Annotated in this window: 23 protein-coding genes and 1 riboswitch; of the genes, 5 read left to right on the top strand and 18 right to left on the bottom strand. The window is 62.9% G+C overall.

Annotated elements, in window-relative coordinates; genetic code table 11:
* The first annotated feature begins 76 nt into the window (after positions 1-76).
* Positions 77-1,261: a GGDEF domain-containing protein gene (locus tag ACU5AZ_RS15275; RefSeq protein ID WP_446823195.1), complete on the top strand. Its 1,185-nt coding sequence runs from the start codon at positions 77-79 to the stop codon at positions 1,259-1,261.
* 35 nt (positions 1,262-1,296) lie between these two features.
* Here ACU5AZ_RS15275 and atzF read toward each other — a convergent pair whose 3' ends face one another.
* From atzF to ACU5AZ_RS15200, 15 genes are all read right to left on the bottom strand, one after another.
* Positions 1,297-3,102 carry an allophanate hydrolase gene (gene atzF, locus ACU5AZ_RS15270; protein WP_446823194.1) on the bottom strand — a complete coding sequence of 602 codons (1,806 nt, stop codon included), beginning with the start codon at positions 3,100-3,102 and terminating at the stop codon, positions 1,297-1,299.
* On the bottom strand, positions 3,102-6,638 hold the full coding sequence (gene uca / locus ACU5AZ_RS15265) for an urea carboxylase (protein WP_446823193.1): 3,537 nt from the start codon (positions 6,636-6,638) through the stop codon (positions 3,102-3,104). The genes atzF and uca overlap by 1 nt, the downstream gene beginning before the upstream one ends.
* A gap of 3 nt (positions 6,639-6,641) precedes the next feature.
* Positions 6,642-7,292 (bottom strand): urea amidolyase associated protein UAAP2, encoded by a 651-nt coding sequence (locus ACU5AZ_RS15260; RefSeq protein WP_446823192.1) that lies wholly within the window; start codon positions 7,290-7,292, stop codon positions 6,642-6,644.
* 12 nt (positions 7,293-7,304) lie between these two features.
* Positions 7,305-8,132, bottom strand: coding sequence for an urea amidolyase associated protein UAAP1 (locus tag ACU5AZ_RS15255; RefSeq protein WP_446823191.1), 828 nt, complete (start codon positions 8,130-8,132; stop codon positions 7,305-7,307).
* A gap of 41 nt (positions 8,133-8,173) precedes the next feature.
* A complete protein-coding gene (locus ACU5AZ_RS15250; RefSeq protein WP_446823190.1) occupies positions 8,174-8,959 on the bottom strand; it encodes an ABC transporter ATP-binding protein in 786 nt (261 codons plus the stop codon).
* The gene (locus ACU5AZ_RS15245; RefSeq protein ID WP_446823189.1) at positions 8,956-9,774 is read right to left on the bottom strand and encodes an ABC transporter permease; all 819 of its coding nucleotides are present in this window, start codon (positions 9,772-9,774) and stop codon (positions 8,956-8,958) included. The genes ACU5AZ_RS15250 and ACU5AZ_RS15245 overlap by 4 nt, the downstream gene beginning before the upstream one ends.
* A gap of 73 nt (positions 9,775-9,847) precedes the next feature.
* Entirely contained in the window at positions 9,848-10,921 is a 1,074-nt protein-coding gene (locus ACU5AZ_RS15240) for a putative urea ABC transporter substrate-binding protein (RefSeq protein ID WP_446823188.1), read from the bottom strand.
* A 73-nt stretch (positions 10,922-10,994) separates the two neighbouring features.
* A riboswitch (guanidine-I (ykkC/yxkD leader) is annotated at positions 10,995-11,107 on the bottom strand.
* A 138-nt stretch (positions 11,108-11,245) separates the two neighbouring features.
* Positions 11,246-12,004 carry an alpha/beta fold hydrolase gene (locus ACU5AZ_RS15235; protein WP_446823187.1) on the bottom strand — a complete coding sequence of 253 codons (759 nt, stop codon included), beginning with the start codon at positions 12,002-12,004 and terminating at the stop codon, positions 11,246-11,248.
* A gap of 5 nt (positions 12,005-12,009) precedes the next feature.
* Positions 12,010-13,314, bottom strand: coding sequence for a histidinol dehydrogenase (gene hisD / locus ACU5AZ_RS15230; protein ID WP_446823186.1), 1,305 nt, complete (start codon positions 13,312-13,314; stop codon positions 12,010-12,012).
* A 57-nt stretch (positions 13,315-13,371) separates the two neighbouring features.
* A complete protein-coding gene (locus tag ACU5AZ_RS15225) occupies positions 13,372-14,271 on the bottom strand; it encodes an ABC transporter permease subunit (protein WP_446823185.1) in 900 nt (299 codons plus the stop codon).
* Positions 14,268-15,056 (bottom strand): taurine ABC transporter ATP-binding protein, encoded by a 789-nt coding sequence (locus ACU5AZ_RS15220; protein ID WP_446823184.1) that lies wholly within the window; start codon positions 15,054-15,056, stop codon positions 14,268-14,270. The genes ACU5AZ_RS15225 and ACU5AZ_RS15220 overlap by 4 nt, the downstream gene beginning before the upstream one ends.
* A 70-nt stretch (positions 15,057-15,126) precedes the next feature.
* Positions 15,127-16,113 carry a taurine ABC transporter substrate-binding protein gene (gene tauA, locus ACU5AZ_RS15215; protein WP_446823183.1) on the bottom strand — a complete coding sequence of 329 codons (987 nt, stop codon included), beginning with the start codon at positions 16,111-16,113 and terminating at the stop codon, positions 15,127-15,129.
* A gap of 93 nt (positions 16,114-16,206) precedes the next feature.
* Positions 16,207-16,920 (bottom strand): aspartate/glutamate racemase family protein, encoded by a 714-nt coding sequence (locus ACU5AZ_RS15210; protein ID WP_446823182.1) that lies wholly within the window; start codon positions 16,918-16,920, stop codon positions 16,207-16,209.
* On the bottom strand, positions 16,920-18,128 hold the full coding sequence (locus ACU5AZ_RS15205) for a DegT/DnrJ/EryC1/StrS family aminotransferase (protein ID WP_446823181.1): 1,209 nt from the start codon (positions 18,126-18,128) through the stop codon (positions 16,920-16,922). Before ACU5AZ_RS15205 ends, ACU5AZ_RS15210 begins: the two co-directional genes overlap by 1 nt.
* A gap of 12 nt (positions 18,129-18,140) precedes the next feature.
* Complete coding sequence (locus ACU5AZ_RS15200; RefSeq protein ID WP_446823180.1) at positions 18,141-19,166, bottom strand: D-cysteine desulfhydrase; 1,026 nt, start codon at positions 19,164-19,166, stop codon at positions 18,141-18,143.
* 112 nt (positions 19,167-19,278) lie between these two features.
* Here ACU5AZ_RS15200 and ACU5AZ_RS15195 point away from each other — a divergent pair, with 112 nt between their 5' ends.
* The 3 genes from ACU5AZ_RS15195 (at position 19,279) to tpa (ending at position 23,234) form a co-directional block, all read left to right on the top strand.
* A complete protein-coding gene (locus tag ACU5AZ_RS15195) occupies positions 19,279-20,178 on the top strand; it encodes a LysR family transcriptional regulator (protein ID WP_446823179.1) in 900 nt (299 codons plus the stop codon).
* Positions 20,179-20,237: 59 nt separating this feature from the next.
* A complete protein-coding gene (locus ACU5AZ_RS15190) occupies positions 20,238-21,743 on the top strand; it encodes an aminotransferase-like domain-containing protein (RefSeq protein WP_446823178.1) in 1,506 nt (501 codons plus the stop codon).
* A 75-nt stretch (positions 21,744-21,818) separates the two neighbouring features.
* Positions 21,819-23,234, top strand: a complete 1,416-nt coding sequence (gene tpa, locus ACU5AZ_RS15185) for a hypotaurine--pyruvate aminotransferase Tpa (RefSeq protein WP_446823177.1) — start codon at positions 21,819-21,821, stop codon at positions 23,232-23,234.
* Positions 23,235-23,285: 51 nt separating this feature from the next.
* Here tpa and ACU5AZ_RS15180 read toward each other — a convergent pair whose 3' ends face one another.
* Positions 23,286-24,038 (bottom strand): SDR family NAD(P)-dependent oxidoreductase, encoded by a 753-nt coding sequence (locus tag ACU5AZ_RS15180; RefSeq protein ID WP_446823176.1) that lies wholly within the window; start codon positions 24,036-24,038, stop codon positions 23,286-23,288.
* Between the two features lie 65 nt (positions 24,039-24,103).
* Positions 24,104-24,859, bottom strand: a complete 756-nt coding sequence (locus ACU5AZ_RS15175; RefSeq protein WP_446823175.1) for a TSUP family transporter — start codon at positions 24,857-24,859, stop codon at positions 24,104-24,106.
* A gap of 60 nt (positions 24,860-24,919) precedes the next feature.
* Here ACU5AZ_RS15175 and ACU5AZ_RS15170 point away from each other — a divergent pair, with 60 nt between their 5' ends.
* Positions 24,920-25,252, top strand: coding sequence for a tripartite tricarboxylate transporter permease (locus ACU5AZ_RS15170; RefSeq protein WP_446823174.1), 333 nt, complete (start codon positions 24,920-24,922; stop codon positions 25,250-25,252).
* 279 nt (positions 25,253-25,531) lie between these two features.
* Here ACU5AZ_RS15170 and ACU5AZ_RS15165 read toward each other — a convergent pair whose 3' ends face one another.
* The gene (locus ACU5AZ_RS15165) at positions 25,532-26,380 is read right to left on the bottom strand and encodes a fumarylacetoacetate hydrolase family protein (protein WP_446823173.1); all 849 of its coding nucleotides are present in this window, start codon (positions 26,378-26,380) and stop codon (positions 25,532-25,534) included.
* Between the last annotated feature and the right edge of the window lie 6 nt (positions 26,381-26,386).

The following is a 26,386-nucleotide window of genomic DNA, read 5'->3' as shown; positions in this document are numbered from 1 at the left end:
CTGGTTTGATAGAGGCGGTGGCTAATGTGCGCCGCGTGAGAGATGTGGTTATTTCACGCTGAAGAGCGCGCCCGGCATGATGCTTGATTACAATTCCCTTCTCCTCGCCCTGGGCTTCTCGGCGATCTGCCTGATGCTGACTCTTCTCGGAACCTGGGTTTCGCGACGCGCGGATTCCTTCCTCCTGACGCTGGTCGTCGCCCTCTTTTTCATCATCGTCGGCATCTTCATCTTCAGCGACTACACGCTGGAAACCGGCGTTCTCAGGGCATGTCTCGCCTATGCCAGCCTGATGGCGGGCTTCAGCACGATCTATGCCGGATCCGTGCAGTTCAGAACCGGTCGCAGCCCCTGGATGCTATCATCCGCTCTCGCGGTCGCCACGATCGTACCCGGCCTCGCGTTGATCCTGTGGGGTCTGGACGGGGTGGGATTCATCTTGATGAACACCGCCACGGCCGCACTGCTGATCGGCACCGGGTGGCAGTACTGGCGCGCCCGCGCGGAGGCGCCCGGACCGCTGACCGGAATGGTCTTTCTCTACATTCTCAGCGGAATTTCGTTCGCACTTTGCGCTGCCGTCCTCCTCAGTCGGCGCCAGTGGGTTCTCGGCCATGCCCCGGAGAACTGGGCGGAAAATCTCAATCTAGCGATCTGCGTTGCCGGCATGTCCGGTATTGGCGCGTTGTCGCTCGCGCTCCATCAGTGGCGACTCGCGGCAAGGCACCGCCATGAGGCAAACACCGACCTGCTGACCGGCCTGCTCAACCGTCGCGCGCTATTCGAGCATGTTTCCGGCCGACCGATCGACACGAAGACTGCAGTCGTCACTTTTGACATCGACCTGTTCAAGTCGATCAACGACCAGCATGGCCATGCAGCCGGCGACATGGTGATCAGGATATTCGCCGAGGAACTGAACAATGGTGTCGAAGGCCAGGAGATCGTGGCCCGTCTGGGGGGCGAGGAGTTCGCCATTGTCCTCACCAACACGTTGCCGGCCAGGGCAGAGCGGGTCGCGGGCGATATTTTGCGCAGGTTTGCCTCCCGTGAAATTCGGATCGGGGAGACGAGCGTGCGCTGCACGGCCAGCGCCGGCATCGCCTTTGGGACGCCGGAGACCGACAGCTTCGAGATCGTCCTGAACCTCGCCGATGCCGCGCTGTACCGCGCCAAGCGCGATGGCCGAAATCGTGTGCAGATAGCCGACTTTCTGCACCAGGTCGAACGGGTGGAAGCCAAGGGCAGCGCGGCGCCATAAAGGCCCGGTGCCCCCGGCACCGCTATACGGCGCAATTAGCCGCGCAGCTCCTTGATATACGCCCGCCAGCCGCCGAGTTCGGTGATCTCACGAGCGCTCGCGACCGCGTGGACCTCGCACAGGAAGCCCGAGACCTGCGATCCGTCATCGAGCGTGATCTTGCCGATGCCGAGCGGTCCCGGGATATTGGCGACGAACTTGCCGAAGGCGGCCGGCGGCAGCTTCCAGACCTCGACCTCCAGACCCTTGCCGGCGAAGCCCGGTTCGCGGATCAGACCCGGCTTTGGCGGCGTGGTGTTTGGCAGGACAAAGAGCCGGTAGTCGCCCGCCGTTCGGCAGGTCTTGACCAAAACACCGCCCGGACCGGTCAGTTCGTGGTTCAGCGGCATGCCGGTCAGATGGGCGCCAACGACCATGATGGAGATCATGCCGTCATCCGCGGGCAAGACGCGGCTCGCCTCGGGGATTGCAGCCGTCTTGTCCTTGCCCATGCCGGCGGCAAGCGCCCGGTGCATGGCGTCGGCGAAGGGGGCCAGCGCCTCGTCGGAAAAGCCCGGACCGATCAACGTCACGCCGGACGGCAGATGGCCCTCCGCATCGAAGCCGGCGGGAATGGCAATGCCGGCATAGCCGAACAGATTGGCGAAGTTGGTGTAGCGGCCGAAATGACCGTTCTTCGCGATCGGATCGGCCTGCATTTCCTCCACAGTGTAGGTCGTCGGCGACGTCGGCAGCATCAGCACATCGACCCTGGACCACTCGACTTTCGCCTTCTGGCGCAACGCTTCAAGCTTGTACTTGCCCTCGAAGGTCGCAACGGCGTCATAAGCCCTGGCGCCCTCGATGATGGTGCGCACCGTCGGGTCGAAGTCATCGGCATTGGTGGCGATGAAATCCTTCACCGCCGCCAGGCGTTCCGCGACCCAGGGGCCGTTGTAGAGAAGTTCGGCCGCCTCGCGGAACGGCGTATAGTCGAAGGGAACGATGGTGGCACCCAAGGATTTCGCCCGCTCGATTGCGGCATCGTATAGCGCCTCGTAGGCCTTGTTGCCGTAGAACTCGCGCTCTGCGCCGTCGAGGACGCCGATACGGAGGCCAGATGCCGCCAAGCCGACGGGGACGGCCTCAGTCGAGAACGGATCGGCGGCGTCATAGCCCTCCATAACCTTGCGCACGGCAATGCCGTCGCCGACGGTCGCGGCGAAGACGGTCACCACATCGACACTGCGGCAGGCGGGAATGACACCGGTGTTCGGCACCAGTCCCGGCGTCGGCTTGATACCGATCAGATTGTTGAAGGCGGCGGGTACACGGCCCGAACCGGCCGTATCCGTCCCGAGCGAAAAGGCGACCAGGCCGGAGGCCATGGCGATGGCGGAGCCCGAGCTGGAGCCGCCGGAAACATAGGCCTTATCGAAGACGCAACGCGGTGCGCCATAGGGCGAGCGCGTGCCGTTGAGGCCGGTTGCGAACTGGTCGAGATTGGTCTTGCCGACCACCAGCGCGCCGGCGGCCTTCAGGCGGGCGATCAAGGTCGCATCCGTCTCTGGGCTGTATTCGTAGGCCGGGCAAGCCGCCGTCGTCGGCAGTCCCGCGACGTCGATATTGTCCTTTACAGCAAACGGGATGCCCCACAGCGGCAGCGAGTTCGGCTCTGGCGCTCGCGCCATCAGCTCTCGGGCGGCAGAAAGAAGCATATCGTCCGGCGCTCGGGTGATGAAGATCGCCGGGTCGTCGGAGGCGTTGCAGCGGGCGATCACCTCTTCGACGAGGTCGAGCGGCGTCATTCCGTTGGCATAGGCGTCGCGAATGGATGAAAGGTCGAGAATTTCGGGCAGCATCAGATGTCCTCAAGCACGGCCAGCACATCGCCGGCTCTTACGTTTCGCCCTGCACCGGCGCGCAGTTCCTTCACGCGGCCGGCAGCATGGGCAGTGATCGTGATTTCCATTTTCATGGATTCGATGATGGCGAGCGTCTCGCCCGCCGCAACGGTCTGGCCCTCCTCGACGAGAACCTTCCAGACATTGCCCGGCACGGCGCTCTCGACGCCGAAGCAACCCTCCGGAATATCGCCGCCGGCATGGTGGCAAGGGCCTTCGTCGACGGTGAAACTGTCGAGGCCCTGCTCCTTCCAGCGCCGCCGTTCGGCTTCGAAGGCCGCCTGCTGGCTTGCCTTGAAGGTGGCGATAGACGCGGCATTCGCAGCGATCCCCGCCTCGTAATCCGCATAGGAAAACGTTCCGTCGTCTATACGGATCGGGTAGCCGCCATGCGGGAAGGCGGCGCGGGCTTCCGTCAGCTCGGCGTGGCTGACCGGAAAGAAGCGGACCTGATCGAAGAAATCGAGAAGCCAGGGCTTGCCGTGGCCGAAGACCGGCGTCTGCCGCCACGTGTTCCACATCTGGATGGTGCGGCCGAAAAGCTGGTAGCCGCCGGGTCCTTCCATGCCGTAGATGCACATGTAGGCGCCGCCAATGCCGACCGCGTTTTCCGGCGTCCAGGTGCGGGCAGGATTGTACTTGGTCGTCACCAGCCGCTGACGCGGATCGAGCGGTGTCGCCACCGGCGCGCCGAGATAGACGTCGCCGAGCCCCATCACCAGATAGCTGGCATCGAAGATCGTCTGCTTCACGGCCTCTTCGTCCGCAAGCCCGTTGATCCGGCGGATGAATTCGATGTTGGACGGGCACCAGGGCGCGTTCGGACGAACCAGTTCCTGGTACTTGCGCATCGCCAGTTCGGCATCCGGATCGTTCCAGGAGAGCGGCAGCCAGACCGTGCGGCTCGGAACCTTCACGGCGTTGATCGACGGCAGCGAGGCTTCGATTTCTCCAAGCAGTCCGACGAGGCGCGATCGCGTCAACGCCGTGCCGTCATAATGAACCTGCAGCGAGCGGATGCCCGGCGTCAGGTCGACAAGGCCGGGCACTTTCTCTTGCTGAAGAGCCTGCATCAGCAGATGCGCGCGCAACCTGAGCCCGATCGAAAGCTGCATCGATCCGTATTCTATAAGCAGGTTGTCGTCGCCCTGCCGGCGGTAGACGACCGGCACCTCGCTTTCGTCGCTGCCGCCAACGATCGGTGAGCCCGCCTTCTCGCCGATGCCTATAACCGTCGGGCCGACCACCGCATCGTCGGTCCGGGACACCGCATGAAAGCGGATCTTGTCGCCCGGCTTGAACTGGCCCATCTTCCACTGCTCGTCGCGGGCAATGACTGCCGGGCAGACGAAACCGCCGAGACTCGGCCCATCCGGGCCGAGGATGATCGGCATATCGCCGGTGAAGTCGATCGCGCCGATGGCATAGGCATTGTCGTGCAGGTTGGAGGGATGAAGCCCCGCCTCGCCGCCATCCTCGCGCGCCCATTTCGGCGCCGGCCCCATCAGCCTGACGCCCGTACGCGCGGAATTGAAATGCACCTCGTATTCGGTCGCAAACAGCGTCTCGATATCTTCCTCAAGAAAGAAGTCCGGCGCGCCGTGCGGACCGTAGACGACGCCCACCTGCCATTCCCGCGTGAGCGGCGCCGGCTTGCCGGCGGGCACGACACCGGCTTGGGAGGTGCGTGCAAGCCTGAGCACATGGCCGGCCTTCAGCGTGCCAGTGGCGTTGCCACCGAACTGACCAAGGCCGAAGGTTGCACGCGAACCGAGGACCACCGGGGCGGCAAACCCGCCGGCAACGGCCAGATAGGCGCGCTGGCCCGGCCCGTCGATCGCACCGATTGCCAGCGTCTGGCCGGCTTTAACGCCGAAGGCCGCATCATGCGGCACCGGCTCGCCATCGAGCTTCATCGGCATCCGTGCACCGGCAAGGGCAACGGTGACGTCGGAGAAGAATTTCAGCACAGGACCGGAAACCGTCAGCTCCAGCGCAGCCGTCTCGTCATGATTGCCGACGAGACGGTTGGCGTGGCGGAAGGAATAGTCGTCCATAGGACCGGACGGCGGCACGCCGACATGCCAGAGGCCGAGACGGCCGGGCAGTTCCTGAAGGCTCGACTGCGCGCCGGGAGCGATCACCTCGATCACGTCCGGCACGAAGTCGAAATCCTTCAGCGCCGTCGTGGCGACATCGCCTTGGCCGAACAGGTCCGAGGCGGCAATCGCCTTCAGATAGTCGAGATTGGTCTCGATGCCGCAAAGGGACGTGCCGTCGAGCGCCTTTTCCAGTGCAGCGATCGCCGAAGAACGGTCTTCACCCGAAACAATCAGCTTGGCGAGCATCGGGTCGTAATAGGGCGTGACCTCCGTCCCGGTCTCGATCCATCCATCGACGCGCACGTCGGACGGAAAGACGACCTCGGTCAAAAGGCCTGCACTCGGCCGGAAATCCGCATGCGGCATCTCCGCGTAGATGCGCGCCTCTATGGCGGCACCTTGCGGCGTCAGGATCTCGTTTCCGCTCAGCACGTCCTCGCCGGCCGCCTGGCGGATCATCCATTCGACGAGATCGATCCCGAACACGGCTTCGGTGACGGGATGCTCGACCTGCAGGCGCGTATTGACCTCAAGGAAGTAGAATTCCTCGCGGGCCGGATCGTAGATGAACTCCACAGTGCCGGCGGAAGCATAGGCGACCTTTTCGCCGAGCGAGATTGCCGCCGCGTGCAGACGCCTGCGGACCGCGTCGGACAATCCCGGCGCCGGCGTCTCCTCGATCACCTTCTGGTTCCGCCGCTGCAGCGAGCAATCACGCTCGCCGAGCGCGATCACCCTGCCCTTGCCGTCGCCGAAGATCTGCACCTCGACATGGCGGGCCTTGGCGACGAAGCGTTCAAGATAGACGCGGGCATCGCCGAAGCTCGCGCGCGCCGTGCGCTGGACGCTCTCGAAGGCCGATTTCAGGGCGCCCGCATCGGCGCAGAGCTGCATGCCGATGCCGCCGCCGCCGGCGGTCGACTTCAGCATGACCGGATAACCGATCGCCTCGGCGGCTTCGAGGGCCGCATCGGCGCTGTCGAGCAAATCCGAGCCCGGCAGCAAGGGAACGCCGCTCGCCTTGGCAAGTTCGCGCGCCGTGTGCTTCAGCCCGAAGGCCGAGATGTTTTCAGGCTTCGGGCCGATGAAGGCGATACCCTCCGCCTTCAGCCGCTCGGCAAAGCCGATATTCTCCGACAGGAAGCCATAGCCGGGATGGACGGCCTCCGCCCCCGTCGCCTTGCAGACGGCGACGACGGCATCGACGTCGAGATAGCTTTCAGCCGCCGGCGCGGGACCGAGCCGGACGGCTTCGTCGGCCATCAGAACGGCTTTCGAGAAACGATCGGCATCCGAATAGACGGCAACCGAGGCGATGCCGAGTTTCTTCAGCGTACGGATGATCCTGACCGCGATTTCGCCGCGGTTGGCAATGAGCACCTTTTTGAACATGGCTCAGGCCTCATCGTCCCAGACAAGGACGCGGATCGGTGTCGGATCGAAGCCGTTGCAGGGGTTGTTGATCTGCGGGCAGTTGGAGATGACGAGCAGCACGTCCATCTCCGCCTTCATCTCCACGTAGTCGCCGGGCGCCGAAATGCCGTCGACGATCGTCATCTTGCCGTCGGGTTCGATCGGCACGTTCATGAAGAAGTTGATGTTGGGCGCCACGTCCCGCTTGCTCATCCCGTGCTTCGAGACCTCGATGACAAAGTTGTCGCGGCAGGCGTGCAGGTACTTCGTGCCATGGCCGAAACGAACGGTGTTGCTCTCGCAGGAGCAGGCGCCGGCGGACGTGTCGTGCCGACCGCAGCTGTCGGCGGTCATGGTGGCCATGATCCGGCCTTCGCTCGACATGATCTTCGTGCCGGTGGTGACGTAGGCCGCTCCCTGCTCGCGCATGGTCTCCTGGTTGGAATAGCGCTCGGAAAAATCGGTCGCGTTGTAGAACAGGGTGTCGACGGCCTGCTGGCCGTAGCTGTCCTCGATGCGCAGGATCTGCCCCTTCTTCACGAAAGTCGAAAACGGCGCTTCGGCCGGAATGTAATGGTCCTGAACCGCGTTCTCGGGCGTGCGGGCGGGCGATGTTGCAACGAAATCGGTCATGGTGTCCTCCCCTCAGGCTTCCGAAAAGGCGTTGTTCTCGAAGCCGCGAACGGCTTCGGCGGTTGCCGTCCGGCAGAGGTCGTCCGACGCCGGTTCGCTTGCGGCAATGCGGGTGACGGTCACCGCATTCGGGGCATAGGCAGGATTCGGGTCGAGCGGATGCGGGCAGTTGGAAAAAACGACGGTCATGTCCATCTCCGCACGAAGCTCGACATAGTCGGCCCCGTTCAGAAGCTCCGGCTTCCAGACGAAGCGACCTTCGCTGTCCACCCGAACCGGCGCGAAAAGCGCGAGCGCTGCGGGCAGGTCGCGCTTGTCGAGACCGAGCTTGGTCGCCGCGATGATGAAGTTGTCGCGCGTATTGCGCGTCGCCTGGCTGTTGGCGGTCGCATATTTCTTCGCATTCGAGCTAGCCGTAGAGCCGCCCATCAGGCAGTCGTGAGCACCGGACGTGTCCTCGACGATCGAGAACATCACCTTGCCCATGTCGGAGAAGATCACCCTGCCCTTGCCAAGCCCGGTGGTCCATTGCAGCTTCACCGTATCGGGCAGATTCAGCCTTTCGGACGGATCGCTGGCATTCCAGGCAACGAGTGACAGCGTCGAGAACCCGTCGTCGAGGCTGACGCGCAGGACCTCATTCTTCTTCACCTTCGTCGACCAGTACCAGCCGCCGGGAATGACTTCACGGTGAACGATCCTGTCGGCGGCGATGTCCGGTGCCGGCAACGGGCTTGCACCCGGCAGCGCCTTAGGGGCGAATTCGAGCCCCTTCTTCTGATGCTCTTCATAGCGCGCGCGGTTGGCGGCGATTTCTTCCGGAGAACGTCTGATGTGCACGGTTCTTCTCCTTCATCATCAAGTTGGCCGGGCCGTCCCGGCTATTGGCCTTGCAGAACCGGGCCGTCCCGGTCAGGCCGAATGAGAGACGCCTGGCCAGCCTTGCGCGGCGGCCAGATCGCAATGTCGCGGGTAATCGTGGCGCCGTAGCGGAGCTTTTCCTCCGGCCGGTCGCGCAGACGCTCGAAGGCGACGACCCGGGTCGCCAGCGTGAAGGCCTCGCGCATGTCGTGCGTGACCATCACAACCGTCATCGGGTTTTCGTGCCAGAGCCGTTTCATCAGCTGATGGATCTCGGCACGGATGCCGGGATCCAGCGCGCCGAAGGGCTCGTCGAGCAACAGCACCTTCGGCTTCATGATCAGGGCCTGTGCCAGAGCGAGGCGCTGCTGCATGCCGCCGGAAAGCTGCGCCGGATACTTGTCTTGGGCATGCGCAAGCCCGACCTCGGCAATCAGTTCCCGCGCCTCGTCGATTGCCGCCCGGCGCGCGGCGCCAAACAGCCTGGCTGTCACGCCGGCTTTCGTCATTTCCTTGCCGATCAGCACATTGCCGAGGACGGTCAGGTGCGGAAAGACCGAATAGCGTTGGAACACGACGCCTCGGTCGGGTCCCGGTTCCTGCGGCAAGGGCTCGCCGTCCATCAGGATCGTGCCGCGCGTCTGGCGCTCCTGGCCAAGCAGCATGCGCAGGAATGTCGTCTTGCCGCAGCCCGACGGGCCGACAAGCGCGACGAAGGCGCGGGATTCGATCTCGATGGAGACGTTTTCCAGAACGATCTGGTCACCGTATTCCTTCCAGACCTTGTCGATGACCAGCCGGCTCATGCGTTCTTCTCCAGGTCGGACCAGGGGAAGATGGCGATGCGCAGCCGGTCGAGGATCAAGTCGGTCCCGACGGCAAGCAGCGTGATCCAGACGACGTAGGGAAAGATCACATCCATCGCCAGATAGCGGCGGACGAGGAAGATACGGTAGCCGAGGCCGGCATCCGAGGAGATGGCTTCTGCGGCGATAAGGAACAGCCAGGCGGGACCGAGCTGCAGGCGCACGCAGGTGAAGAGCCGCGGCAGGATCTGCGGCAGCACGACGCGTAGTGCAATCTGCCAGGACGAGCCGCCGAGCGTCTCGGCCTTGATGATCTGTTCGCGCGGCAGTTCCAGCGCTTTCAGCGCCAGGTCGCGGATCATGATCGGCGTCACGCCGATGACGATCAGCGTGATCTTGGAGGCCTCGCCGAGACCCATGATGATGAACAGGATCGGCAGGAGCGCAAGCGGCGGCACCATGGAGACGGTGGCGACGAACGGAGCGAGAAAGGCCCGGACATAGGGCAGCATGCCGATCAGCATGCCGACCGCCAGCGCGATGGCCGTCGCGATGCCGATGCCCGAGAAAAGCCGGGTCAGGCTCGCCGCGGTGTCGGCCCACAGCAGATAATCGCCGGTGCGCGCATCCGCCATCAGGGCCATGCGATTGATGGCGTCGGCAAAGCCCGCGAAGCTCGGCAAAAGCTTGTCGTTGGCGTTTTCCGCCAGCCGTGCCGCCGAACCTATCATGTAGGCGATCAGCAGTGCGGCGAAGGGCAGAAGCGCGAGCGCGAGCTTCAGTCCGTTCGACGGGCGCGTATTGATCCAGCGCATGGTCCTCTCCGGTGATCGAGTGGCAACGGGGACCGGCCGGCTATCCGCCCGGCCCTCGTCATCGCTTTTCGACTTAGAGCGCGCCCTTGGCCGCAGCGTCCATGTAGGTGGTCGCGAAGCGGAGCTTCACATTGCCCCTGTCACCGAGCACGGAGCCATCGGGCATCTCGATGCCGATGACGTCCGCGGAGGCAGCACCGCTGCCAAGCAGGCCCTTCTCGAACAGGAAGTTGCGTACGTGGTCCATGGTCTTCGGAAGGTCGGCAGACGTGGTGAAGCTGACCGCGTCTTCCGGCTTGTCGAAGAGCTTGGTGGCGGCGAGCTGCGCGTCAAAACCGGCGAGGTCGGTGCCCGATGCCTTGCCCATTTCCTCGCGCGCGGCCTTGGCCTCGTCGCTGTCGCCAGTCATCGCTTTCATCGTGTCGTACCAGATGCCCGCAAGCGCCTTGCCGAAATCCGGATTGTCCTTCAGCACGTCGGTATTGGCGACCATCAGGTCGATGATTTCGCCGGGGATCTGCGAGCTGTCGAAGACCTTGTGGGCATCAGGCTCTTCCAGAATGGTCGACACCAGCGGGTTCCAGGTAACCACGGCCGTCACGTCCGGCGTCTTGTAGGCGGCGACCATGTCGGCATCCGACGTGTTGACGATCGTCACGTCCTTCTGGCTCATGCCGATGCTTTCAAGACCGCGCGCCAGGAGATATTCCGACACGGAGAATTCGACGAGGTTGACCTTCTGGCCCTTGATATCCTCGAACTTGTCCTTGTCCTTCAGGATGACGGCATCATTGCCGTTCGAGAAATCGCCGACGATGACCGCAGTCGTATCGACGCCGCCGGCAGCCGGGATCGACAGCCCATCCATGTTGGTAAGCGTCACGGCGTCGAACTGGCCGGCCGTATACTGGTTCATGGATTCGACGTAATCGTTGAACTGCGTGACGTCTATGGTGATGCCGTACTTGTCCGCCCACTTCTTGACGATGCCATGGTCGGCTGCATAGCCCCACGGCATCCAGCCGACATAGATCGACCAGGCGACCTTGAACTCCTTCTTGGCTTCCGCATGCGCAGGCGCGAATGCTGCCACAGCGAGCGAAGCCGAAAGAGCGGTGATGGAAAGGATGTGCTTGAAAGTCTGCATTGGTATTCCCCTTTTGTCATTTTCCAAAAAGGGATCGGCAAAGACCAACGCCGCCAATCCCTTGGCTAACGAGGTCTCCCGGGCTTTTGTCCCGCCGTGCACCCGACAGGATGTCTCCCTGCCGGTGGCTGCTCTCGGACCAGTCACGCCCTCAAATGAGGCGCCGGAACCCTAGCGGCCAACTCTGAATTAAACGAAGCAAGTTCGGTGCCAAATCAGAAATTTCAGTAAATTCAAAATGATAACGGTTCGGATTTGTATACGAAAATTGTCTGTCGTCCTCTTTTTAGGCTCGACGCTCAAGTTATGGGCACATGCGATGAACTACTGGTCGAGGAAATCTCTGACGATGGCATTGAAGATGTCGGGCTTTTCGAGGTGCACGATATGTGCGCAACCGGGGACGACGGCCAGCCGGCAGTCGGGGATCGTGCGCCAGAGCTTTTCCGGCTGGCTCCAGCCGTAAGAGCGATCGCCGTCGCCCCAGATCACCAGGGTCGGCATGGGAAAGGCCGCAAGATTGTCCGAGCCGTCCCATGCCTCCCAGGCGGATAGGCTGGCAAGGGCGGCTTGCATCGTGGCCTTTGCCCCCTCGGTCAGGCAGACCGGATAGCGTTCCGCCTGTTCGCCCATTTCGAACCATGTGGCTGCAATGCGAGCGGCGGTCGCCTGCAGCCCTTCAGCCTTCAGCCGCTGGCGCGATACGTCGATCGTTTCGAAACGGTCGGGCAGCATGCCGACCGGACCCGTGCCGTAGAGGACCAGCCGCTTGATCCGTTCCGGCGCCATCGTCGCCATCTGCTGGACGACCATGCCGCCCATGGAATGTCCGAGAAGATGGAAGGTGTCGATGCCCGCCTGCGTCAGCGTGTCGAGCACCAGCCGGGCATGCCCTTCGATCGTGTCCGGCGCGACCAGACCAGCGCTGTCTCCAAAACCAGCGAGATTGGGGGCAATGCAGCGAAAGCTGTCGGAGAAGGCCTGCAACTGGCCGTCCCAGAGGCCGGCGCCGCCGAGATAGCCATGCACGAAGACAAGCGGCGGTCCGCTCTCTCCCGATTGTTTCAGGGTGAGCATGGTCATGCGCTCTATTCGGCCGCCGACAGGTCGAAATTTTCGCCCGGGAAATATTTGCGCAGCCGGATATCCGCGGTGCGGGCATGGCCCTCCATTCCCTCCAGCCGCGAAATGCGGGCCGTCGCCAGCGCCACGGGCTTGGACCCCGCCTGTGTTGCACGTTGCCAGGTCACCACCTTCATGAACTTGTGCACCGACAGGCCGCCCGTGTATCGCGCGGCGCCGGAGGTCGGCAGAACGTGATTGGGGCCGGCCGACTTGTCCCCATAGGCGACCGTCGTCTCCTCGCCGAGGAACATCGATCCGTAGCACTTGAGCCGCGCCAGCCACCAGTCGAGATCGTCCGCCTGCACGCTCAGATGTTCCGGTGCATACTCGTCGGCCGTCGCCGCCACTTCCTCGCGGTCTGAACAGACGATCACTTCTGCATAATCACGCCAAGCAGCAACCGCGCTGGCCCGGTTCGGCTCCGGCAACGTGTCGATGAAAGCGGGCACGATCCTGATGACTGTCTCCGCCAGCTCCAAACTGTCGGTGACCAGCCAGACCGGCGAATTGTAGCCGTGCTCGGCCTGTCCCACCAGATCGGCGGCAACGATCTGAGGGTCCGCGGTGGCATCCGCCACGATCAGGCTGTCGGTCGGCCCGGCCAGCATGTCGATGCCGACGCGGCCGAAGAGCAGGCGCTTGGCTTCGGCGACGAACTGATTGCCGGGGCCGACGAGAATGTCGGATTTTGGCTGGCCAAACAGGCCGAAGGCCATCGCGGCCACGCCCTGCACCCCGCCCATGGCAAGGATGCTGTCTGCACCGCACAGGTCGGCGGTGTAGAGAATGGCCGGGTGAACGCCGTCCGCGCGCGGCGGGGAGCAGACGGTAATGTGGCCGCAGCCGGCGACTTTCGCGGTCGTCACCGTCATGATCGCCGAGGCGACATGGCTGTAGCGCCCGCCCGGCACATAGCAGCCCGCCGCCTGGCATGGAATGACCCGCTGACCGGCCACAAGGCCCGGCACGATCTCGATCTCCGTTTCCGTGAGCGTCGCCTTCTGCGCCTCGGCAAACTTGCGGATATTGTCGTGGGCGAAGTGAATGTCGTCCTTGACCTTCTGCGGCAGGCTGGCGGCTGCCGCTTCGATCGCGGCGCGACCGACCAGTATATCCCCGTCGTAACGGTCGAACTTCGCCGCATAGGCTCTCGCCGCGGCGTCGCCGCCCTTCTCGATCTCCTCAAGGATCGTCCGCACCGTTTCGGTAACGGAGGCTGAATCGCTTTCGGCGGTTTTCTCCGCCTTCTTCAGATAGGTACGCGGCATTGGGCATTCCCTTGAACTGGGCCGGGACGATAGGGGTTGTGAGTATCGGTAAGCCGATCAGGCCTTGCCCTTCCACGGCACCAGCTTGTGCTCGATGAAACGCATCAGCATGTCGAACGCATAGGCAATGGCGGCAATGATGATGATGCCCATGATGACCGTCGGCGTCTGCAGGAACTGCGAGGCCGAGAGCACCATGTAACCGATGCCCTTGGTCGCGGCGACCATTTCGGCGGCCACCAGCGTCGTCCAGCCAAAGCCGATGCCGATGCGCATCGCGGTCAGGATTTCCGGCATGGCAGCGGGCAGGATCACATAGCGCATGACCTTCCAGCGGCTGGCGCCGAAGGAATAGGCCGCATGGATCTGCTCGATCGCCGCCGACTTGACGCCGGAGCGAGCACCGAGCGCCACCGGCGCAAAGACCGACAGGAATATCAGCAGAACCTTGGAGGTTTCGCCAATCCCGAACCAGATGATCATCAGCGGCAGATAGGCCAGCGGCGGGATCGGACGGTAGAACTCGATCGGCGGGTCGAATATGCCGCGAATGAGCGGGCTCATGCCCATGGCCAGACCCAGAGGAATGCCGACGGCGCAGGCGAGAATGAAGGCGCTGAAGACCCGCCCGGTCGAAACCCCGATATGGACGAGAAGCGACGTCCCGGTGAAGCCTGACTCGATCGTAGAGAGAAACTTGGAGACGATGGCGCCGGGCGATGGCACGAAGAGCGGCTTGACCCACCCCATGGCCGTGACCAGCCACCAGACGGCTATCAGTATCAGGATCGTTGCGATGCTCAAAAACAGCGTGTCGCCCTGGCCGGGAACGCCGTAGGTTTCCCCGGGTCTCGTCGCCTTCGCCTTTGAAAGGCGTCCGATAAGGCTGACGGTCGCGGGACGGGATTTGGTTTCGACGGATCCGTTGTCCGCGCTCGGTTCGATGACGTCGCTCATGCTGCATTCTCCTCGTCGGCGAAGATGATGCCGAGCACCTCTTCGCGAAGCTTGATGAAGTCGGCTGACGCCTTGATGTCGCGTGCCTTCGCACCCTCGATGAATCGACGCGAGAACGGCAGATCGAAACGATGCGTGATGCGCCCCGGTCGCGGCGACATCACGATCAGCTTGGTGCCCATGAACAGCGCTTCTTCGACGCTGTGGGTGATGAAGAAGACCGTCTTGCGCGTACTTTCCCAGATTTTCAGGATCAGCTCCTGCGCCTTTTCGCGTGTCAGCGCATCGAGCGCGCCGAGCGGCTCGTCCATCAGAAGGACGCGCGGGTCGCAGGTCAGCGCCCGGGCGATGCCGATCCGCTGCTGCATGCCGCCCGAAAGGGCGTAAATCGGCGATTCCTCGAAGCCGTTGAGCCCGAGGAGCGCGATGAAATCGTCGGCAATCTTGTCACGCTCGGCCTTTGGCCGGTCCTGCAGCTTCAGGCCGAAGGCGACGTTTTCACGCACATTCAGCCAGGGCATCAGCGCGTGCTTCTGGAAGACCACGGAGCGGTCGGCCCCCGGCCCTTCCACCCTGCGACCATCGAGAAGGATTTCGCCGCTGGTGGGTGACAGGAAGCCGGCGATCAGACTGAGAAGGGTCGACTTGCCGCAACCCGAAGCCCCGAGCGCAACGACGAAATCGCCTTCGTCCAGCGTGAGGTCGATCTTTCTCAGCGCTTCCACCGGCGCGCGGCCGCCTGCGAAGGGGTAGATGACGGAGGCATTCTTGATTTCCAGCACCATGGGTCATGCTCCTGTTGTTCCCCGGACCTTGGCAAAAGCCTCGGTCCGGGGATGCGGGACTGCGGTGGGGCTACTTCGCAGCGTCCGCATAGGTGGAATTGACGAACGGCGTATAGTCGTCGGCAACCGCATCGATGCGGCCGGCGGACTTCAGGAAGTCTGCGGTTCCCTTGAGCGTCTTGGCAGCACCACCAAGCCATGTGTCGGACACCTGATCGGCCATCGGCAGGAAGGTGAAGCCCTTCAGAATTTCCGGAACCTGCGCGGGATCAGCACCGGTAGCGGATGCAAGGGTCTTGACCTCTTCGCTGTCGACGGTCCACTTGGCCGGATCCGCCAGATAGGACTTGTTGACGCGATCGACTTCCTTCAGGAACGCGACGATCTTGTCCTTGTTCTCCTCGCCGAACTTGGTGTTGACCACCCAGGCGTCGAAGGTCGGGTAGCCCCATTCGGCGGTCTTGTCTGCGCCGAGCAAAAGCGTTCCAGTCTTCAGGATTTCGGATTGCACCGGCTGCCAGATCCATGCGGCGTCGATGGCGTTCTGCTGCCATGCGGCGGCGATCTGGTCCGGCGGCATGTTCATGATAGTCACTTCGCTTTCGGCGATCCCTTCATGCTTCAACGCACCGATCAGCGAAAAATGCGCGGTCGAGCCGACCGGCACGGCAATGCGCTTGCCCTTGAGGTCGGCGAGCGTCTTGATGCCGGACGAACTGCTGACGATCAGCGATTCCGCGCTGCCGATCACGTCGGAAAAGGCGATCAGCTGAATGTCGACGCCCTGGCTGGTGGCAATCGCCAATGGCGAGGAACCGAGTTCCGAAAGCACGACGTCGCCGGAGGCCATCGCCGCGATGACGTCGGTGCCGGACGCGAACTTGCGCCATTCGACGTCCCAGCCGGTGGCCTTCTGGATGGCATCGGAGCTCGCCAGGAGCTGCATCGGCGTCGGATTGCCGAAGTGGCCGATGATGATCGTTTCCGCCATTGCGGAGCTGGAAATCAGCACGGTCATGACGCCCGCGACTGCACCACTCAATAAAGTCCTAAACATTCCACTCTCCAGATTTTTTGGTTTGATGCGGGCTTTTGGTTGGGACTGCGGCCAGTCCCCGCTGTTTTTCTCTGGCCGCAGGTATGGATCGGATCACCCCTCCTTGCCTGTAGAGAAGGCCACGCAGGCCTCCGCCAGAACGTCCAGGGTATCCAGTGTGAAAGCGTCCGGCGGCACGGCCGCCGAAACCAGCGACAGCTCCGAACACGAGATCAGAAGACTGTCCGCCCCCTGATCCAGAAGGCTTCGCGAGAGCCGCAGCATGGCAGCGTCCGACTCCTGAAGGCTGCCGCCCTTCTTGATATGCCGGATGAGAGACAGAAGCGGCGCGTCGTCATTGAGGTAACAGGGCTGGCAACCCGTGCCGTCAAACGCGCGGTCGAAAACGCCGGTGATCCGCACGGCCGGCGACGCCAGCATGCCGATTTTCGCCCCGGTCCCCATCCGCGAAGCCATCCGGGCAGCGGAAAGCTGCACCATGTCGAGGAACGGGATCGTCACCGCGGCACGAATCCGGTCCGCATAGTGGTGCGCCGTATTGCACGGCATGGCGAGCGCTTCCGCGCCGAAAGCCTCGAGCCGCGATGCCATCCCGGCGATCACCGGCCCCGGATCTTCGCCCTTGCCTTCGATGAGGGCTGCAATGCGCGAGGGAATTTGCGGATTGTTGTCGACGAACATCGGCACATGATCGGCATCGTCCTCGGCCGGGGTGGCAGCGATGATCCGGTTCATCAGCAGCGCTGTCGCCTCGGGGCCCATGCCGCCGATAATGCCGATCCGCCGCCTGAACCTTGCCCCTGCCATCAAGCGGCTCCCTTGAGCGCCAGCGAGCGCCCGCAATGGACGATGATGTCGGCGATATGGGCGCAGTCGTCGAGGCTGAAGGTCAGCGGGATACGCATGTCGAACACGCCGGACAGAACCTCATCCGTCTGCGGCAAATCCTGGTCGTCAAGAAATCGCCAGCTGTGGTGATTGCTGGTGAAAGCGACGGGATTGGCGTCTCCGAACCATTTCAGCTCGACACCCAGCGCCTTCGCATCGCTGACGAACCGCCGCGCATCCGCCTCCGATATGCCCTCGATCAGAAACTGGATCGAACTGCCGACCGGACTTTCCGCTGCGGGACGCTCCGGAAGATGAAACAGGCCGAAACCCTGCAGGATTTCTTCGACCGTCTGATAGCGGTCGTTCCAGCGCGCGATATTGGCTTCCAGCCCCGCAAGCTGCGGTCTGAGGATAGCCGCCCGCAGATTGTCCATCCGGCCCGAGCAGTTGGGCGTTTCAAGCCGCACCTGTTCAAAGTAGCGCATCTCCGGGGCGGCACCATGACGCTCATAGAGCATGTAGGAGCCGGACAGGATGATGGCTCTCGCCATGAACTCCGGATCGTCGGAGGTCAGCAGACCGCCCTCGCCCGAATTCATATGCTTGTAGGTCTGCGTGCTGAAGCAGGCGGCGAGACCGAAATTGCCGCTCTTCCTGCCGCCCCATTGCGCGCCCATGGTGTGTGCGCAGTCTTCTATGACCGAGATGCCGAACTCGTCGGCAATGGCGACAATCCGGTCCATGTCGACGATGTGGCCGCGCATGTGCGAGAGAAGCAGAAAACGGGCGCCGGAAGACACGGCCTTGCGCTCCAGATCTTCCAGGTCGATGACAAGGTCGCGCGTGCATTCAACGAGGAGCGGCTTTCCGCCCGCATTGACGATGGCGCCCGGCACCGGCGAAAGCGTGAAGGCATTGGTGAGCACCGGCTCGTCCGGCCGCAAGCCGGCGGCCAGAAGCGCAACATGCATCGCATAGCCGCCGGAAGCGCATGCCAGGCAATATGGGACGCCCTGCCATGCCGCAAACTCCGCTTCCAGCAGCGCCACTTCCGAGGTCTCGCCCGCAACCGTGTTGTACCGGTGCAGCCGCCCGGTCTTCATGATCCGCACGGCGGCAGCAATCGCGGCATCGTCGAGCTGCTCCTGCTGCGTAAAAGCCCCTGTAAACGGCTGTGGCGCCATGGAAATCTTGTCCTATTCGGCTGCGATCGGCGCAGCGTGATCGAAGGAAAATGCACCGGTGTAGCCGAACAGCGCTGCCGATCCGCCCGTGTGCAGGAACACGACCCGCTCACCCTTCTTGAAGACGCCCTTGCCGATCAGGTCGATCAGCCCCGCGGCGCCCTTGCCGGAATAGACCGGGTCGAGAAGGATGCCTTCGAGCTGGGCGAACATCTCAATCGCCTTGATAGTTTCGGCGGTCGGAATGCCGTAGCCTTGGCCGACATAATCCGTATTCGCGACGACATCCTCGCGCTCCACCACGCCAGGGCACCCGAGCTTTTCCGCCGTAGCGCATGCGAGCTTGTAGACGTTCTCCTCCTGCTTCGGCTTCGGCGCGCGCACGCCGATCCCCATGAGCGGGATCTGCGCATTGATGGCCTTGAGCCCGGCGACCAAGCCGGCCTGAGTGCCGGCGCTGCCCGTCGCATGGACCAGATGATCGATCACCAGCCCGCGCTCATTGGCCTGATAGACCAGTTCGAAGGCGCAGTTGACGTAACCGAGCGCGCCGGTTGCATTGGAGCCGCCCCCAGGGATGGTGTAGACGGTTTTGCCACTGGCGCGGAAGGTGTCGGCCACTGCCTCCATTTCGGCATTCATGTCGAGACCGCCCGGGCGCTTCTCCGCCGTCGCGCCATGGAGATAGTCAAGGAAGACATTGCCGTTGGCATTGTAGTTCGGATCGTTCGAACCGGTCCGGTCCTCAAGCAGGATGTGGCACTGCATGCCGAGCTTGGCCGCCGCCGCCGCGGTCTGGCGCGCATGGTTGGACTGGGTCGCACCCTGCGTCATGACCATGTCGGCGCCCTGCGCCTGCGCTTCCGCCATCAGGAATTCCAGCTTGCGGGTCTTGTTGCCACCGGTCGAAAGACCCGTGCAGTCGTCACGCTTGATCCAGATTTCCGGCCCACCGAGTTCGGCCGAAAGACGCGCCAGCGGCTCCAGCGGGGTCGGCAGATGGGCCAGATGGACACGAGGGAAACGAGACAGATGCATGGGAACCAACCTTCATGAATATTGCATAATTCATAAGAAACCCAATTAATGCCCTTGATCAAATGCCGTTTTTTGCGCCTATTATGCAAAGAATGCATGTTAGGGAAATTCGATGCGGCTGGAATGGCTGGAAGATATCGTTGCTGTCATCGAGACCGGCTCGTTCAACGCGGCCGCCACACGCCGCAACGTCACCCAGCCGGCCTTCTCACGGCGCATCCGTGCGATCGAGGAGTATATCGGGGCGGAACTGTTCGACCGCGACCGCAAGCCGGTCGGCCTGAAGTCTGCAATCTCGGCACAGCAGGAAGACATCAAGCGGCTTGTCACGCAGACGAAGGAACTGGTCTACGAGCTGCGCCGCCACGGACGCGAGACGAATAACCGCATCATCATCGCCAGCCAGCACGCCATCACCGCCACGCGAGCGCCGGCCATTGTCGAGACGCTCTCCAAGCGCATCGATGTCAGTGTCCGGCTGCGCTCCGCGAACCGCGACGAGTGCCTGGCCCTGCTCATGACGAAGCAGGCGGACCTTCTGCTCAACTACGAATCCGCTGCTGAAGCGGACAGCCGCGCGGAAGACTATTTCGAGCGGGCCCAGATCGACACGGAGCGCTTCATTCCGGTCTTCGCGACCAGCAGCCTGAACCTGCTCAATGACTGCTACGCCCGCGGCGAACTCCCGATCGTGGCCTACCCGAGCGATGCCTTCCTCGGCTGGATATTCAACGAGGAACTCCTGCCTCAGATCAGCAGCGGCGAATTCGTCCGGCGCAAGGTGGAGACGGCTCTGACACTTGCCGCGCTGCAGTTTGCAGTCAACGCCGTCGGCATCGCCTGGGTGCCCGAAAGCATTGCGCGCGACAGCATCAAGGCCGGATTGCTTTTCGATCTGAGCGACGTCCTTCCGTCGACCGTGCTGACGGTCTCGGCCCTGAGGCTTGCCGGCAAGCACACGGACATCGAGGAATTCCTCTGGAAGGAAATTTTGAACCATTGCCCCAGCTAGTCCATCCCGCTTAAGTCGAAATACCGTCTGGGCCCTGCCCTGCCGCGCAACCCGAACCGATGAGCTTCCAAATCTCAAAGTCAGCACCGACACATCCGGACATCGTCTGGACCCGTCTCTTCTCAGGGATCGACAGGAACGGCGTCGAGCTGAATGTCCAGATCCGGCGTGCCCTCGTCTACGCCATCCAGACCGGCACGCTGACGACAGGGGCACGGCTGCCTTCGAGCAGAAGACTGGCGGCGTTGCTCAACGTCGCGCGCAACACGGTGACCGGCGCCTACCAGACCCTGGTGGACGAAGGCTTTCTGGTCGCAACCGAAAGGCAGGGCATATATGTCGCGCCTTCGGTTCAGGAACGCGCATCAGACCGGCACCGGGATGAGGCGGGCTCCTTGCGCTGGCAGGCGGGCTTCGCGATCCGCCCCTCGCTCCAGCGGCAGATCGACAAGCCGCGCGACTGGCTCGCCTTCCCCTACCCCTTTGTGTTCGGACAGTTCGACCCATCCCTATTCCCCACCAACAACTGGCGCGAAGCGGTCCGGGTGACCTCGAGCGTCAAGGAAATCTACGGCTGGGCAGGCGATCAGGTGGACGATGACGACCCGGACCTCGTCGAGCAGTTGCGGGTTCAGGTCCTGCCGTCACGCGGCATCTTTGCCGATCCCGGCGAGATCATCGTCACGCTCGGCTCCCAGCAGGCACTGTCGATGCTGGTGCAGCTGATGGTCGGACGCGACACGATTGCCGGCGTCGAGGACCCCGGTTATGCCGACCTGCGCAACATGGTCGACCTCGCCTCCAGCGGCCGGCAGAACCTCAACATGGATGGCGACGGCGTCATTGTCGACGACACCTTCGGCCGTTGCGACATCGCCTTCCTGACGGTCAGCCATCATTGCCCGACCACATCCGCAATGCCGCTTTCACGACGCCAGGCGCTTCTCGAACGCGCCGAGGCGGACGATGTCCTGATTGTCGAAGACGACTATGAAGGCGGGCTTTCCACCGACCCGCTGCAGGACGTCCCGTCCCTGAAGAGCCTCGATCGTACGGGTCGCGTGGTCTATGTGGGCAGCTTTTCCAAGGCGCTCGCGCCGGGCCTGCGCATCGGCTACATCGTCGCACCCCCCTCCGTCGTCCAGGAACTGCGCGTTCTTCGCCGGCTTCTGTTGCGCCATCCGCCGATCAACAATCAGCGCATCCTCGCAACCTTCCTTGCCCTCGGCCATTATCGACAGCATATGGACCGCATGAGCACCGTTCTGAAAAAGCGCGCCCAGCACATGACGGCGATGCTTGGCGAATGCCTGTCCGATTGCAACTGGCAGCGCAGTCCGGGCGCCAAGAATTTCTGGGTCGAGGCTCCGCCAGGGGTGGACTGCGCGGTACTAGCCGGAGTGGCGCGTGAGAAAGGCGTTCTGATCGAACCGGGCGCGGCCTTCTTTGCCGATCCGGCGGCAGGGCGGCGCTTCTTTCGGCTGGGCTTCACCGCGATTGCCGAAAAGCGCATCGGCCCGGGACTTGCGCTGCTCTCCGAGGCCATCTCCGACTGCCGGTCCTAACCCGCCAGCCAGACTCGGCTTTTGAGGGAGCCAGAACGCCGAATGCCGCCCGCAAGGCGACGCCACGTGCTATAGATGCCGCATCAACGAAACGCCAAGGAGCGCAAGATGGGCATCGCTGCCAACCCCAACGATCTGAGCCATGTCATTGAAGCCGACCGCGCGCATGTGTGGCACCATCTCGTCCAGCACAAGCCTTTCGAAACCGTCGACCCGCGCGTGTTCGTCGAGGGCAAGGGCATGCGCCTGTGGGACGCGACCGGTCGCGAGTTCCTCGACGCCGTGTCTGGCGGCGTGTGGACCGTCAATGTCGGCTACGGTCGCACGTCGATTGCCGACGCCGTTCGCGATCAGCTGGTCAAGCTGAACTACTTCGCCGGTGCAGCGGGCTCGGTGCCCAGTGCGCTGTTCGCCGAGAAGCTGATGACCAAGATGCCCGGCATGACCCGGGTCTACTATTCGAACTCCGGCTCGGAGGCCAATGAGAAGGTCTTCAAGATGGTCCGGCAGATTTCCCATCGTCACCACGGCGGCAAGAAGTACAAGATTCTCTACCGCGACCGCGACTATCACGGCACCACGCTTGGGTGCCTCGCCGCCGGCGGACAGGAAGAGCGCAAGGCCCAGTACGGGCCTCTGCCGGAAGGCTTCGTCGAAGTGCCGCACTGCCTCGAATACCGCAGCCAGTGGGGCGACGTCGACAATTACGGCGAACGGGCAGCCAATGCCATCGAAGAGGTTATCCTGCGCGAAGGCCCCGACACGATCGGCCTTCTCTGCCTGGAACCGGTGACGGCGGGCGGTGGCGTGATCGTGCCGCCGAAGGGCTACTGGGAAAGGGTCCAGGAGATCTGCCGGAAATACGATATCCTGCTTCACATCGACGAAGTCGTCTGCGGCGTCGGACGCACCGGCAAATGGTTCGGTTACCAGCACTTCGGCATCGAGCCCGATTTCGTGACCATGGCCAAGGGCGTGGCTTCCGGCTACGCGGCCATTTCCTGCACCGTGACGACGGAAAAGATCTTCGACCTGTTCAAGGACGATCCGACCGACACGCTGTCGCATTTCCGCGATATCTCGACCTTCGGCGGATGCGTCTCCGGCCCGGCAGCGGCGCTTGAGAATATGCGCATCATCGAGGAGGAAAACCTGCTCGAGAATACGACGAACATGGGACACCGGGTGCTGGATAACCTTCGCGCGCTGCAGGAAAAGCATGCCGTGATCGGCGATGTGCGTGGGCTCGGACTGTTCTGCGGCGCGGAACTGGTTGCCGACCGCAAGACCAAGGAACCGCTGGAGGAGAAGAAGGTCCAGGCCGTGGTTGCCGATTGCTTGGCGCAAGGGGTGCTCATCGGCGCGACCAATCGATCCGTACCGGGAATGAACAATACCCTGTGCCTGAGCCCGGCCTTGATCGTCACCGCCGCCGATGTCGACGCCATCACCGGCGCCATCGACAACGCCCTGACAAAGGTTCTCGGATAGGCTCCGCTGGAAGCCGCAGACACGTGAAAGGGAGCAGGCTCTGCCTGCTCCCTATTTTCGTGCAACCTGGAAAGGTGCCCAGGACTGGCTGACCGGCATGATTTCAACGGAGTTGATGTTCACATGTGCCGGCAGTGACGCGACCCAGTAGATCGTCTCGGCGATATCCTCCGGCTGCAGCGGATCGGCACCGGAATAAAGCCGGTCATAGGCCGCCTTGTCGCCGCCCGTGCGCACAAGCGTGAATTCGCTTTCCGACAGTCCCGGCTCGATGGAGGTCACCCGCACACCCTTGCCCGAGAGGTCGGAGCGCAGGCCGAGCGAAAACTGCTGCACGAAGGCCTTCGTGCCACCATAGACATTGCCGCCCGGATACGGCCAGTTCGAGGCGACCGACGCCAGATTGACGATCAGCCCCTTGCGGTCGATCAACGTGTCGATCAGGAGACGGCTGATGGTCACCAGGCCGGTGATGTTGGTATCGATCATCACCTTCCAGTCACCGAGATCGCATTGATCGATCGGCCCGGTGCCGAGCGCAAGTCCGGCATTGTTGATGAGCGCGTCGATGCCTTTGAAGTCGTCTGGAATGTCGGCCAGGGCCGCACGCGTGGCTTCCTCGTCGCGGATATCGAAGACCAGCGGGCACACCCGCTCCGGTCCTCCGAGGGCATCCACCAGGGTCTCCAGCCGATCCTTGCGGCGACCGGTGACGATGATCTTCCAGCCCTCGCGAACAAATCGCCGGGCAATCGCGTCGCCAAAGCCGGAGGTGGCCCCTGTAATCAGTGCGGTTTTCGTCATGTTGCAAACCTTCCGTCGTTCAAATTTGTCAGTAAGGACGACCACCGCCTGGATTGACGGCGTCTTCAGTGGATTGGTCCAAGGCCCAGGTGAAGCATCTGGAGCGCCTTGAAGGCACCGGCAAGCGCAATGAGCACAAGGCCGCCGGCGCCGACCCTTACCCATGCCTTCTGGCTCAGTCGCGGACCGATGAAATGTCCGAGATAATATCCGGCAATCGTCACGGGCAGATAGGCCAGCGCCTGCAACGGCAATTGCGGATCGATTTGCCCGAGGAACAGTCGGCTCAAAATACTGAAGAGATCGACCGCCCCGAAGAAGACGGCAAGCGTTCCGCGCGTCGTCTCCCGCCGCGTGCCGCCGGCCAGGAGCCAGACGGCAATCAGCGGGCCGCCGACGGCAAATGTTGCCAAAAGCAGGCCGACGACGAGACTGGTGACGGCCCCGACAGCCTTTCCCGACAGCCAGCGCGGCGGCTCATGGACCATGGCGACGAGGGCGGCAACGAACACGACCACCGCAATCAGCAGCCGCGTGGTCCCCTCATTCAGGAAGCCCGCCAGGAATCCGCCTGAAACCGCGCCGAAAAAACCGAAGAAGAGCAGGAACAGCGCCACCGGCCAGTCGACGGCACCATGCTTGCGATCAACCAGAATGAGGATGGTCAGGACGAGGTCGTTGATGAGGATCAGGGGTACGAGCAGGTTTGGCGATACGGCGCCGAAAACCCCGATGGCCATGATCAGGGCATAGCCGAAACCGGTAATGCCCCGGTAGCAGGCCGCGCCGAATGACACCATGCTGTTTGGAAGAAACTCCATCCACCGTCCTGTTCCAGCCGCGCACGCTGTCCGAAATTTCAACCGCATTGCACTTCTAGGATGGACGGCCTCTATCGTACAGGACCAGCCATCCGGCTTCATGGGACCAGACTCCGTGGCGGAACAGCCAGGTGTCTGAGAAGAACGCGGCGGATTTCACTGGCGCTCGGCCTGTATGGCGGGGCCATTCCGGCCGTGCTTCTGCGCATTCCCGGAACGCCCGCCGCCGTTGCCACCACCTTTGACGGCTATCCGATGGCGCAAAAGGGCGAAGGCGGCTTTGCGCTGCAGGTCGCCGTGGTGTCCTCCTCGATCGGCGGCATCGCCAGCGCCATCGCACTCATGGTGCTCGCACCGCCGCTGTCGAAGGCTACCTTGCTGTTCGGACCGTAGGAAGTCTTCTGGGTCGCCGTCTTCGGCCTGGCCAGCATCATCTTCCTGCTTGGCGGCCTTCAGCGGGGGCTAGCGACTTTCGTGGGGGACAGTGGCCGACCAGCCGGCCTATAAGCGGCATGTGACGCGGCGACCGCCTTCAATGCGTCCTCGACCGAGACGGCGGCAACGGTCGAGGCAATCTCGTCGTTGCGAGGATTTATGCGGTTGAACGTCCAGCCTGATCGGCGGCCGCTTGACGGCCGCCGATCAAGAGTTCGAAGTTCGTGGCCATTTTGCCTATTCCGCGACGAACCGGTTTTCGATCGCCCCGAGACCTGCCACTTCGACACGAACGACGTCGTTCGGTTTCATGAACGTCTCTGTCGCAATGCCGACGTTCGAGGGCGTCCCGGTCACGATGATGTCGCCCGGTTCCAATGTCATTACCGTCGACAGATAAGCTATCTGGTCCCAGATGTCGTAAATCATGTCGCCGGTCGACGACCGCTGCCGCTCTTCCCCGTTGAGCGAGAGCGTCAGCGTCAGTGCGTGCGGATCGGCAATCTCGTCATCGGTCGTGATCCACGGACCGATCGGCCCATGGGTGTCGAAGCTCTTGCCAAGCGTATAGGTGGGAGAACGGAACTGCCAGTCGCGCGCGGTTACATCGTTGGCGACGAAATATCCGGCAACGACGGAGCGGGCATTGTCCCGGCTGACATGCCGGCATCGCCGCCCGATGACGAATCCCAGTTCCGCCTCGTAGTCCACCTTGTCCGAAACCGCCGGAATCACGATGTCACCATGCGGGTCGTTGATGCAGGAGACCTGCTTGTTGAACCACAGCTGCGACTTCGGCGTCGGAATGCCGGCTGCTGCAGCCTCCTCGGCATGCGCCTTGTAGTTCATGCCGATCGCCAGGAACTTGCGGGGATCATCGATCGGCGCCAGCAGACGGATCTCGGACAGCGCAAAGCTCGGCGTCCCCGTCTTTTCAATGGCCGCGCGAAGTTCGGGCAACCGCTCGATCAGCTGTCGCATGGAACCGCCAAGCTCGGGCGCCACCGCGCTAAGGTCGATGATCCGATCGCCCTCCACCCGGCCGAGCCGTGCCTCTCCTTCAACTTCAAATCTGGCAAGTTTCATGTCTTT

This window comes from Rhizobium sp. PAMB 3182 (assembly GCF_052908355.1).
Note: the sequence above shows the minus strand (reverse complement) of the source record. Positions and strands in the feature narration are given on the sequence as shown.